Below are 12,065 nucleotides of genomic sequence, written 5' to 3'. Positions count from 1 at the left end.
GCGGGCGGTCCGGTGCGGCGGCGGCGCCCTCCAGAGTACGTAACAGCTGATCGGCCATCCGTTCGGCGGTGGCCGCGTCGGACAGGTCGGTGCGGTACTCCAGCAGGCCGGTCAGCCCCTGCCCGCCGGTGTGCCCGTCGGTGGTGCCGTCCCCGTCGGGGACGAACTCGATGCTGAGGTCGAAGGTGGCCGCCTGCCGGGGCACGGCGACCGGGGACGCGGTCAGTTCGCGCAGGGCGGGGGCGGTGGGCGGCGCCGGGTGGAGGAGGACCATCACGTCGAACAGGGGGTTGCGGCCCGCCTCGCGGGGTGCGCCCACGGCCTCCACCAGCCGCTCGAACGGGGTGTCGCCGTGCGCGAAGGCGTCGTTGACGGTGGTCGCGGCGGCCCCGAGCAGGTCGCGGAAGGAGCCGTGCGGGTCCACGGGGGTGCGCAGGACGACGGTGTCGGCGAAGAAGCCGACGGTGCGTTCCAGGTCGGTGCGGGAGCGGCCCGGCGTGAGGGAGCCGACGGTGACGTCGTCCTGCCCGGACCAGCGGGCGAGCAGGGCCTGGCAGGCGGCGACCAGCGCCGTGAACAGGGTGGTGTGCCGCTCGGCGGCCAGCTCCCGCAGCCGTGCGGCGGTCCCGGCGGGCACGGTGAAGGTGTGCACGGCGCCCGCACCGGACTCCGTGCCGTCGCGGGGGCGGTCCAGCGGCAGCCGCGGGGGAACGGAGCCCGCCAACTGCCGTGACCAGTGGGCGAGACGGCGTTCCGCACGGGGACCGGAGAACTGTTCGCGCTGCCACGCGGCGAAGTCCGGGTACTGCGTCGCCACCGGCTCCAGCGCCGGCGCCGCGCCCCTCGCCAGGGCGTCGTAGGCGGTGCACAGTTCCTCCAGCACGATCCCCATCGACCAGCCGTCGGTGATGATGTGATGGGCCGTCAGGAGCAGGGTGTGTGCAGTGTCCGACTCGCGCAGGAGCAGGGCGCGCAGCAGCGGGCCCGTGCCCAGGTCGAAGGGGCGCCCGTACTCCGCGAGCAGGGCCGCCTCCAGGGCGTGCGGGGGTGTGTCGGTGACCGGAAGCGGTACCGGGGCCGCCGGTCGCACGGTCTGCGCGGGCCGCCCGTCGCTCTCCTCGAAGGTGGTGCGCAGCGCCTCGTGCCGCTCGACGACGGTGTCCAGGGCGCGGGAGAGGGCGGCGTGGTCGAGCGGGCCGGTCAGGCGCAGGGCGACGGCGCTGTTGTAGCGGGCGTCGCCGGGGCGCAGCCGGTCCAGGAACCACAGCCGCTGCTGGGCGAAGGACAGGGGCAGCGGCCGGGTGCGGTCGGCGTGCGGGACGCCCGGGCGGGCGGCGGCGCCCGGGGTGTGCGCGGCCCGGCCGGCGAGGCGGCGGCGCAGTGCCTCCTGGAGGTCCTGCGGCAGGGCCTGGGTGCGGTCGCGTTTCGAAGACGTCATGGTCTGCCGGTCCTCACCGTTCGTCGTGGTCGCTGTCGCCGCGTGCGGCGTCTTCGAGTTCGCTGAGCACCTGCTCCTCCACCAGTTCCGCCAGGGCGGCGACCGTGCGGTGGACCAGGACGTCACGGGGGGTGAGCGCCACCCCGAAGGCGTCGTTGGCCCGCGAGGAGATGTGCAGGGCGCGCAGGGAGTCGCCGCCGAGGTCGAAGTAGTCGTCCTCGGCGCCTACTTGCGTGTGCAGGGCCTCCTCCCAGAGGGCGGCCAGGGCCTCCTCGGTGGGGGTGCGCGGGGCGACGCGCTCCGCGGCCCGCGGTGCGTCCGGTGCGGGCGCGGGCAGGGCGGCCCGGTCGGTCTTGCCGTTCTCGGTGAGCGGGAAGGAGTCGAGCACCACGTACGCCGAGGGCACCATGGGGGCCGGGAGGGCGGCCGCGGCCAGCGTCCGCAGGTCCGCCGCCGTGGGGGTCCCGGCGCCGGGTGCGCGCAGCAGGTGCGCGACCAGCCGCGGCAGGCCCGGTTCGTCCTCCCGTACGCCCACCACGGCGTCCAGGACGGCCGGATGGCGTACGAGCACGGCCTCGACCTCGCCCGCCTCGATGCGGTGGCCGCGCAGCTTGAGCTGGTGGTCGGTGCGGCCCAGGTAGTGCAGCTCGCCGTGCGCGTCGCGCCGTACGAGGTCGCCGGTGCGGTACATGCGGGTGCCGGGCGGTCCGAACGGGTCGGCGGTGAACCGGGTCGCGGTGAGACCGGGCCGGCCCAGGTAGCCGCGGGCCAGGGCCGGTCCGCCCAGCCACAGTTCGCCCGCCACGCCGTCGGGGACCGGGCGCCGCCGGGCGTCCAGGACGTAGGCCGCGGTGGCGGGCAGCGGGCGGCCGATCGGCGGAGCGGTGCCGTCCGGCCGCAGGGCGTCCGACCAGGTGGCGACGACGGTGGCCTCGGTCGGCCCGTAGGAGTTGACCAGGCGGTGGTGCGGGGCCCAGCGGGCGACCAGGTCGGCGCCGCACGCGTCGGCGCCGACCGTCAGGGTCTTCAGGTCGGGCAGGGTGCCGGGGGTGTCCGGCGGCAGGGTGGCGAGCGCGGCCGGGGGCAGCAGGGTGTGGGTGATGCGCCCGTCGCGCAGCACACCGGCCAGTTCGGCGCCGAGCAGCGGTCCGGGCCGCGGCACGACCAGGCGGGCGCCCTGCGGCAGGGACATGCACAGTTCGAGGACCGAGGCGTCGAAGCTGGGGGTGGCGAACGCCAGGACCCGGTCGCCCGGCGCCACCTCGTAGTGCGCGGCCTCGGCGGCGGCGAAGCCCGCCAGGCCCCGGTGGGTGACGACCACGCCCTTGGGGGTGCCGGTGGAGCCGGAGGTGTAGATGACGTAGGCCGGGTCGTCCAGGTCCAGCGGGCGGTGGCGGTCGGCGTCGGTGGGCCGGTGCTCCGGCGTGCCGTCGGGGCCGGCCGCGAGCAGGGCGGAGACCTCGGCGGCGTCGAGGGTGACGGCGGGCGCCGCGTCCCGCAGCATGAACGCGACCCGTTCCCCGGGGTAGTCGGGGTCGACCGGCAGGAAGGCGGCGCCGGTCTTGGCGACGGCCAGCTGGGCGAGGACCGTCTCCGCCGAGCGCGGCAGGACCAGGGCGACGAGGGTGCCGGGGCCCGCGCCGCGCGCGATGAGGCGGTGTGCCAGGCGGTTGGCCCGCGTCTCCGTCTCCGCGAAGGACAGGGACAGGCCGGGCGCGCTCAGTGCCGTGGCCGCGGGGTCGCGATCCGTGCCCGCTTCGATCAGGGCGGGCAGGGTGGCCGGGGGCACCGGGGGGGCGGGGCCGCGCACCAGCCGGGCCCGTTCCCCGGGCGGCAGGGTGTCGACGGCGTCCAGCCGGTCGTCGTCCGCGGCGGCGGCCAGTTCGCCGAGCGTGTGCAGGAACTGGCCGGCCAGGGAGCGGGCCGTGGCCGCGTCGAAGTGGCGCGGGTCGTAGCCGAGTTCGACACCGAGCCGCTCGCCGGGCGAGACGACCGCGGTGAGGGGGTAGTTGGTGGCCTCCCGGGCGTCGAGACCGGTCACCTGGACGCCGTGGGCGCCGGCCGTGGCGTCGCCGACCGGGTAGTTCTCGAAGACCAGCAGGCTGTCGAAGAGGGGGGTGCCGGCGGGCAGGCCGCTCCACGCCTGGAGGTCGGTCAGCGGGACGTGGTCGAAGCGGCGGTCCTCGGCGCGTGCGGCCTGGGTGTCCCGCAGCCAGGCGGCGCAGGCCGCGCCGCCGTCGACGGTGACCCGGGCGGGCAGGGTCGTGATGAACAGACCGGTGACGGTGTCGGCGCCGGGCAGGTCGGCGGGCCGGCCGGAGACGGTGGTGCCGAAGCACACCTCCCGCTCGCCGCTCCACCGCGACAGCAGCAGCGCCCAGGCCCCCTGCACGACGGTGTTGAGGGTCAGGCGGCCCCGGCGGGCGAAGTCCTCAAGACGCTTGGTCTCCTCCGKTCCCAGTTGCCGGGACAGCCAGGKGTCGGAGCGGGCCGCGGAACTCCGGGCGGGCCTGCGGTCGTAGGGCAGCGGCGTGGCGGCGGTGAGGTCCGCGAGGGCGTTCCTCCAGTGCTCCTCGGCCGGTGCGGTGTCCCGGGCGGCGAGCCAGGCGGCGTAGTCGGCGAACGGGCGGCGCTCGGGCAGCCGTGGCTCCTCGCCCCGGGCGAGCGCCGCGTGCGCGGCCATGGCGTCACCCAGGACGTGGAAGACGCTCCAGCCGTCCAGCAGGACGTGGTGGAAGGTCCACAGGACCCGTACCCGGTCCGGGCCGAGCCGGATCAGGGCCAGGCGCAGCAGCGGGGCGCGGTCCAGGGCCAGGCCGCGGGCCTTGTCCTCGGCGAGCAGCCGCTCCAGCGCCGTGTCCCGCGCGTCGGGGGCGAGGTCGCTCCAGTCGTGCTCGGTGACCGGCAGCACGGCGGTGCGGTGGACGGCCTGCAGGGGTGCGGGGACGCCGCTGAGGACGACGGTGGTGCGCAGCACGGGGGTGCGGTCGACGACGTGCTGGAAGGCGGCGGCGAGCGGGCGCGGGTCGCGCGCCCCGTCCACGACGAACGTGATCTGCTCGACGTACATGCCCCGGCCGAGGTCGTCCAGTCCGTGCACGACCATGCCGGTCTGGGTGGGGGTCAGCGGGTAGAGGTCGACGACGTCGCGGCCGGTGCCCACCAGGCGGTCGACCGCCGCCTGGTCCAGCGGGGCCAGCGGGAAGTCGGACGGGGTGCGGCCCCCGGCGCCGGGCTCGGCGCAGTGCCGCACGAGGTGCCGCAGCTCGTCGGCGAGTTCGGCGGCCAGCCGGGCCACCGTGTCCCGCCGGTGCACCTCCCGCGAGTACGACCAGGTGAACCGCAGCCGTCCGCCGACGACCTGGCCGAGGACATCCAAGAGGTGCGGCCGGTCCGCCGCGGGGTCGATGCCGCCGGTCAGGGGTGCGTAGGGCGTGCGCAGGAGGCCGTCGCCGGTGGCGGTCCGGTCCTGCTGTCCCAGGTAGTTGAAGCCGATCTGCGGCAGGTCCGGCAGGCCGAGCCGGTCGCGGTCGGGGTGCAGGTGGCGCAGGGCGCCGTAGCCCAGTCCCCTGCCCGGTACGGCCCGCAGTCCCTCCTTGACGGACTTCAGCGCCGCGCCGGTGCCCGCGTCCCGCGGCACGTCCAGGGCGACGGGGAACATGGTGGTGAACCAGCCGACGGTACGGGCCAGGTCGACGTCGTCGAAGAGGTCCTCGCGGCCGTGGCCCTCCAGCGCCACCAGGACCCGGTCCCGTCCGCTCCAGCGGGTCAGGACGCGGCCCAGGGCGCACAGCAGGACGTCGTCGACGCGGGTGCGGTAGACGTCCGGCACGTCCTGGAGGAGCCGGCGGGTGTCCTCGGCGTCCAGTTGCGCCGTCACCGTCTCCTCGCAGGCCGCGGTGTTGGCGCCGGKGAGGTCGGTCGGCAGGGGCGTCGCGTCGGCGGACAGGGCCTGCCAGTGGGCGAGTTCGCCGTCGAAGCCGCCGGACGCGGTGTGGGCGGCCAGGCGCTGAGCCCAGGCGCGGAAGGAGGTGCTCTTCGGGCCGAGCCCGGCCCGTTCACCGGCGCGCAGGGCCCGGTAGGCGGTGTCCAGGTCGTCCAGGACCAGCCGCCAGGACACCGCGTCCACGACCAGGTGGTGGGCGGCGAGGAGCAGGACCGGCGGCCGGTCGTCGCCGGTCCGGCACAGGGCGGCCCGCAGCAGCGGCCCGTGGGCGAGGTCGAACCCGGTGGCCAGGCGGTCGGCGAGCTCCCGCACCGCCTGGTCGCGGCGGTCCGCAGGGCCCTCGTCGGCGCGGCGGTCCGCGGGATCCTCGTCGTCACGGCGGTCCGCGGGGTCCTCGTCCCGGAGGTCGTGCACCTCCAGGTGCGGCTCCTCCCCCGGCGCCGTGCCGTACTGCCGCCACCGTCCGTCGCCGGACGACTCGAAGCACAGGCGCAGGGCGTCGTGGTGCTCCAGGACGGCGGCCAGGGCCGACCGCAGCAGGGTCTCGTCGGTGTCGGCGGCGACGTGGAAGGAGACCGCCTGGGTGAGGTGCGCGGGGTCGCCTGTGAGGTCGTCGAACAGCCAGTGCTGGACGGGGGTCAGCGGCACCTCCCCGACGACCGGGCCCTGTTCGGCCTCGGTGCGCGGGAGCGCCGGGTCCTCGGCCGCGGCGGCCAGCTCGGCGACGGTCTGGTGGCGGAACAGGTGCCGCGGGGTCAGGGAGAGTCCGGCGCGGCGGGCGGCGGAGACGATCCGGATGCCGAGGACGGAGTCGCCGCCGAGCGCGAAGTAGTTGTCGTGCGCGCCCACTTCGGGCACGCCCAGCACCTCGGACCAGATCGCGGCGAGCGTCTTCTCGGCCCCGGTGCGCGGCGGCCGGTCCCCGGTGCCGCGGGGCGCCGACCACACGGGGTCGGGCAGCGCGCGCCGGTCGAGCTTGCCGGTGGCGCCGAGCGGCAGCCGCTCCAGCGGGACGACGAGCGCGGGGACCAGGTGGTCGGGAAGGGTGCGGGCGAGGAAGTCCCGCAGGTCGGCGGGGTCGGGCAGGCCGGCCCCGCCGTCGGGGACCGCGTACGCCACCAGGCGCTTGTGGCCGTCGTGCTCGACCACGCGGGCGGCCGCCGCGGACACCCGGGGGTGCCGGGTCAGCGCGGCCTCGACCTCGCCGGGCTCGATGCGGAAGCCGCGGACCTTCACCTGGTCGTCCGAGCGGCCGAGGTAGACCAGCTCGCCGCCGGCCGTCCACCGCACGAGGTCGCCGGTGCGGTACATGCGGCTGCCGGGCGGACCGTACGGGTCGGCGGGGAAGCGGGAGGCGGTCAGCCCCGGCCTGTTCAGGTAGCCGCGGGCGACGCCGGTCCCGGCGAGGTACAGGTCGCCCGGCACACCGGCGGGCACCGGGCGCAGCCGGGCGTCCAGGACGTAGGCGCGGGCTCCGCCGACGGGCCTGCCGATGGGCGGCGGGCGGTCGGGGTCGGCCGGGTCGCAGGTGAAGGCGGTGGCGTAGACGGTGGCCTCGGTGGGGCCGTAGATGTTCATCACCCGGGCGCCGGGGACCGCCGAGCGGACCTCGCGCACGGTCCGTACGGGCAGCGCCTCCCCGGCGAGGACCACGGTGTCGGCGTGGACGCGCACGGTGTCCTCCGCCAGCAGCCGGCCCAGTGCGGAGGGGACCGCGCTGAGCAGTCCGGCCCGCCAGGGCTCCGCGCGTTCGGCGAGGGCGAGCAGGTCGCGGACGATCTCGACGCGGCCGCCCGCGAGCAGCGGCGAGAGGATCTCGAACACGGACACGTCGAAGTTGAGCGAGGTGGAGGCCACCACGTGCTCCAGGCCCCGTCCGCCGAACTCGGCGGCGGCCCAGTCGGTCAGCGCCAGGACCGACGTCTGGGCGACGACGACGCCCTTGGGCCGGCCGGTCGAGCCGGAGGTGTGGATGACGTAGGCGGGGTGGCCGGGCAGCAGCGTGCCGTGCCGTTCGGCGTCGGTGACGGCGTCACCGGACAGGGCGGCCAGGCGCGCGGCGCAGGCGGGGTCGTCGAGGGCGATCCGGGTGTACGGCCCGTCGGGCAGCCGGCCGCCTGTCCGTGCGCAGGTGACGACCGCTTCGGGCCGTACGTCGTCGAAGAGGAACGCGATGCGCTCGGCCGGGTACCCCGGGTCGACGGGCAGGTAGGCGGCGCCGCTCTTGAGGACCGCGAGCAGCGCCACGAGCAGGTCCGGGGTGCGCGGCAGGGCGAGCGCGACGAACCGTTCGGGTCCGGCGCCCGCCTCGACGAGCAGCCGGGCCAGCCGGTTGGCGCGCTCGTCGAGCTGCCGGTAGGTGAGCTGTTCCCGGCCCTCGCCTTCGCCCCCGCCTTCGCCCTCGCCCTCGCCGAACACGGCCGGGGCGTCGGGGGTGCACGCGACCTGGTCGGCGAACGCCTCGGGCAGGGTGCGGTACGGGGCCGTGCGCACCGGGCCGCCGAAACGGCCGAGGAGCCCGCGGCCCTCCTCGGCGGGCATCAGCGGCAGGTCGTCCAGGGTGCGGTCCGGGTCGGTGGCCATCCCGGTCAGGAGGGTGCGCAGGCTCGCGCCGATGCCGTCGACGGTGGCGGCGTCGAAGGCCGCGGGGTCGTAGTCCAGGGTGACCGTCAGGCTGTCGCCGGGCGCGACGACCACGCTGAGCGGGTAGTTGGTCGGCTCCACGTCGCGTTCCTGCTCCATGGCCAGGCCGTGCCGGGCCAGGGCGTCCGCGTCGAAGGGATAGTTCTCGAAGACCACGATGCTGTCGAACAGGGCGGTGCCGCCCGGTACGTCGCTCCAGGTCTGGAGCTCGGCGAGGGAGACGAAGTCGTGCCGCCGGGACTCCGACTGGGCGGCCTGCAGCTCGCCCAGCCAGTCCGTCAGCCGGCGCCGTCCGTCGATCCGCGCCCGGGTGGGCAGGGTGTTGATGAACAGGCCGACCATGGAGGTCACGCCCGGCAGGTCGGCGGGGCGCCCGGAGACGGTGGTGCCGAACACCACGTCGTCCCCGCCGCCGTAGCGGGACAGCAGCAGCGCCCAGGCGCCCTGCAGCACCGTGTTCACGGTCAGGCCGGCCGCCTGCGCCGTCTCCCGCAGCCGCGCCGACACCCCGGCGTCCAGGGTCACCCGTACCGACCCGGAGGACGAGGTGCGGTGCGCCTCGGCGGGCCGCCGGTCGCGCGGCAGTTCGGTGGCGACGGGGAAACCGGCCAGGGCCTCGCGCCAGTACGCCCGCGCCCGGTCGGTGTCCTGCCGGGCGAGCCAGGCCAGGTAGTCGCGGTACGGGGCGCGGACGGGAACCTGCGCGGGGCGCCCGGCGGTGAGGGCCGCGTACCGCTCGCACACCTCGTCGAAGACCTGGGCCGCGCTCCACCCGTCGAGCAGCAGGTGGTGGAACGTCCAGAGCAGCCGCACCCGTCCGGGCGAGAGCCGGATCAGGGTCAGGCGCATCAGCGGGGCGCGGTCCAGTTCGAGGCCGGCCCGCCGGTCCGCGTCGACCAGCCGGGCCAGCTCCGCCCCGCACCACTCGTCGGGCCGTCCGGACCAGTCGTGGTGGGCGACGGGCACGGTCGCCCGCCGGAGCACGGCCTGCACCGGCTCGGCGGTCTCCTGCCACACCGGGCGGGCGCGCAGCATCGCGTTGGCGTCCACCGTCCGCTGCCAGGCCTCGGCCAGGGCGTGCGGGTCGGTGACGCCGGACAGGACCAGCTGCACCTGGTTGACGTAGGTGCGGCTGTCGGGGTCCAGCAGGCTGTGGAACAGCATCCCCGACTGCATGGGCGTCAGCGGGCACAGGTCCTCGACCGTGCGGCCGTCGCCCACGACCCGGTCCACGGCCGCCTGGTCGAGGCGCACCAGCGGGAAGTCCGAGGGCGTACGGCCGCCCGCCGCCGGGTCGGCGCAGTGGGCGACGACGTCCTCCAGGGCCCGCAGCATGCCGGTCGCGAGGCCGGTGACGGTCTCCTCGCGGTGCAGGCGGCGGCTGTGGTACCAGGTGATCTCCAGCTCGCCGTCCTCGACGCGGGCGACCACGTCGAGCAGGTGCGGGCGCACCGCGTCGGGCGCCTCGGCGCCGTCCAGGCCGCCGGGCACGGAGCGCACCAGCGCGCCGTCCCGCGCGGACCAGTCGAAGCGGCCCAGGTAGTTGAAACTGATGCCGGGCATCGGCGCGGCGGCGAGCGGTCCGTCCTGCGCCAGGTGGCGCAGGGCGCCGTGGCCCAGGCCCCGGCCGGGCACGGCCCGTAGCTGCTCCTTGACGGACTTCAGGGCGGTGCCCCAGTCGCCGTCCGGCAGGTCGAGGGCGACGGGGAACAGCGTGGTGAACCAGCCGACCGTCCGGGACAGGTCCACGTCGTCGAAGAGCTGGTCCTCGCGGCCGTGGCCCTCCAGTGCGACGGCGACGGTCCGCCGTCCGGTCCAGCCGGCGAGCACCCGGCCGAGGGCGGTCAGCAGGACGTCGTCGACGCGGGTGCGGTAGGTGCCGGGGACCTTGCGCAGCAGGTCGTCGGTGCGGCGCCGGTCCAGGCGTACGGTCACCGCGGCGACGTCGGCCATGGTGTTGCCGCCCCCGTACTCGCCTCCGTCGGCGTCGCCGTCGCTGTCGCCGTCCGTCGGCAGGGGTACGGCGCAGTGCCGGGCCACCGCCTCCCAGTGCGCGCGCTGCGCGGCGAACCCGCCCGACGCGGTGTGCGCGTGCAGGCGCCGCGCCCACTCCTGGACGGAGGTGGTCCGCTCCGGCAGGCGTACGGGTTCTCCGGCACGGGCCTGCCCGTAGGCGGTCTCCAGGTCCTCCAGCAGGACGCGCCAGGAGACGCCGTCGACGACCAGGTGGTGCACGACGAGCAGCAGCCGGGCGGTCCCGGTGCCGTCGGCGGAGACGGTGGCGCCGGTGAACAGGCGGGCCGTCAGCAGGGGGCCGTCCGCGAGGCGGAAGGAGGCGTGCGCCTCGGCCGTCACCCGGGCCTCGGTCTCCTCGGCCGCGGTCCTGCCGAGCCCGCTCAGGTCACTGACCCGCAGCAGTTCGGGCTGTTCCTCGTCGGCCCCGGGGCACTCTTGGCGCCACGAGCCGTCGGCATCCGGGACGAACCGGCAGCGCAGGGCGTCGTGGTGGGCGTACAGGGCCGCCAGGGCCCGGCGCAGGGCGGCCGGGTCGACGTCGCCGGGCGTCTCCACGACGACGCACTGGTCGAAGAACTCCGGCCGCCGCGGCCCGGGGTCGAGGAACCAGTGCTGGACCGGGGTGAGCGGGACCTCGCCGCGCACCGGGCCGGTCCCCGCGACGGGCACGGCGCCGCCGGTGTCCGCGGCGGCGGCCAGCGCGGCGAGCGTGGGGTGCCGGAACAGGTCCCTGGGGGTGAGCGCGAGTCCGGCGGCGCGGGCGCGGGAGACGACCTGGATGCTGAGGATCGAGTCGCCGCCCAGCATGAAGAAGTTGGCGTCGGCGCCGACCCGCTCCACGCCGAGCAGTTCCGCCCAGATCCCGGCGAGGACGCGTTCGGCTTCGGTGCGCGGCGCGCGGTACCCGGCGTCACCGGCCGCCGTCCAGTCGGGTGCGGGCAGCCGGCGCCGGTCCACCTTGCCGTTGGCCGTCAGGGGCAGCTCGGCCACCGTGACGAAGGCGGCGGGCACCATGTAGTCGGGCAGGGCGGCGGCGACGTGCGCGCGCAGCTCGTCCGCCGAGGGCACGGCGGACGGGGACCCGGGCACGAGGTGGGCGGCCAGCCGCTTGCGTCCGGTGTGCTCGTACACCGAGACCACGGCCTCGGCCACGCCCGGGTGGGCGGTGAGCCGCGCTTCGATCTCGGTGGGTTCGACGCGGAACCCGCGGATCTTGACCTGGTCGTCCGCGCGTCCCACGAAGTGCAGTTCGCCGTCGGCGCTCCACCGCACGATGTCCCCGGTGCGGTACATCCGCCCGCCGGGCGGGCCGAACGGATCGGCCGGGTAGCGGGCGGCGGTCGCGCCGGGCCGTCCCGCGTAGCCACGGGCCAGTCCGGCGCCCGCGATGTACAACTCCCCCGGTATGCCGGGAGGTTGCGGCTGCAGCGCGTCGTCGAGCACGTACACGCGCGTGTTGTCGAGCGGCCGGCCGATGGGCAGCACCGGCGGCAGCGGGTCACCGGCGCGGAAGACCCGCCGGGTCGCGAAGGTGGTGGTCTCGGTCGGTCCGTAGCCGTCGACCACGGTGAGGCCGGGGCAGGCGTCGAGCACACGGCCCACCACCGCGCCCGGCACGGCCTCGCCGCCGGTCCACACCTCGCGGGCGCCGCGCAGGCAGGTGGGGTCCTCCTGGGCCAGCAGCCGGAACAGACCGGCGGTCAGCCACAGGCAGCGCACGCCCTGCTCGGTGATCGCGCGGCGGACGACGGCGGCGTCCACGTCGGCCGCCGGGACCAGCACGGCCGTCCCGCCGCGCAGCAGCGGCACCCACACCTCGTAGGTGGCGGCGTCGAAGGCGTGCGGGGAGTGCACGAGCACCCGGTCGTGCCCGGCGAAGGCCCGGTCGAGGGCGAGGGCGGCGACGTCCCGCTGGCGGACCGCGACGCCCTTGGGGACGCCGGTCGATCCGGAGGTGAACATCAGGTACTGGACGTTGTCCTGGTGGACCGCCGGGGCGTGTGCGCCGCCGGTGTCCGCGGC

Annotated in this window: 2 protein-coding genes; both read right to left on the bottom strand. The window is 76.4% G+C overall.

The features are described from left to right. The coding region (locus tag FGF04_RS35600) for a condensation domain-containing protein (RefSeq protein WP_149515526.1) at positions 1-1,438 on the bottom strand (1,438 nt) is incomplete at its 3' end. A gap of 13 nt (positions 1,439-1,451) precedes the next feature. Beyond that, positions 1,452-12,065 (bottom strand): non-ribosomal peptide synthetase (locus FGF04_RS35595; RefSeq protein WP_149515525.1); only part of this gene is annotated, 10,614 nt, incomplete at its 5' end.

This window comes from Streptomyces apricus, assembly GCF_008369065.1.
Classification (GTDB): domain Bacteria; phylum Actinomycetota; class Actinomycetes; order Streptomycetales; family Streptomycetaceae; genus Streptomyces; species Streptomyces apricus.
Note: the sequence above shows the minus strand (reverse complement) of the source record. Positions and strands in the feature narration are given on the sequence as shown.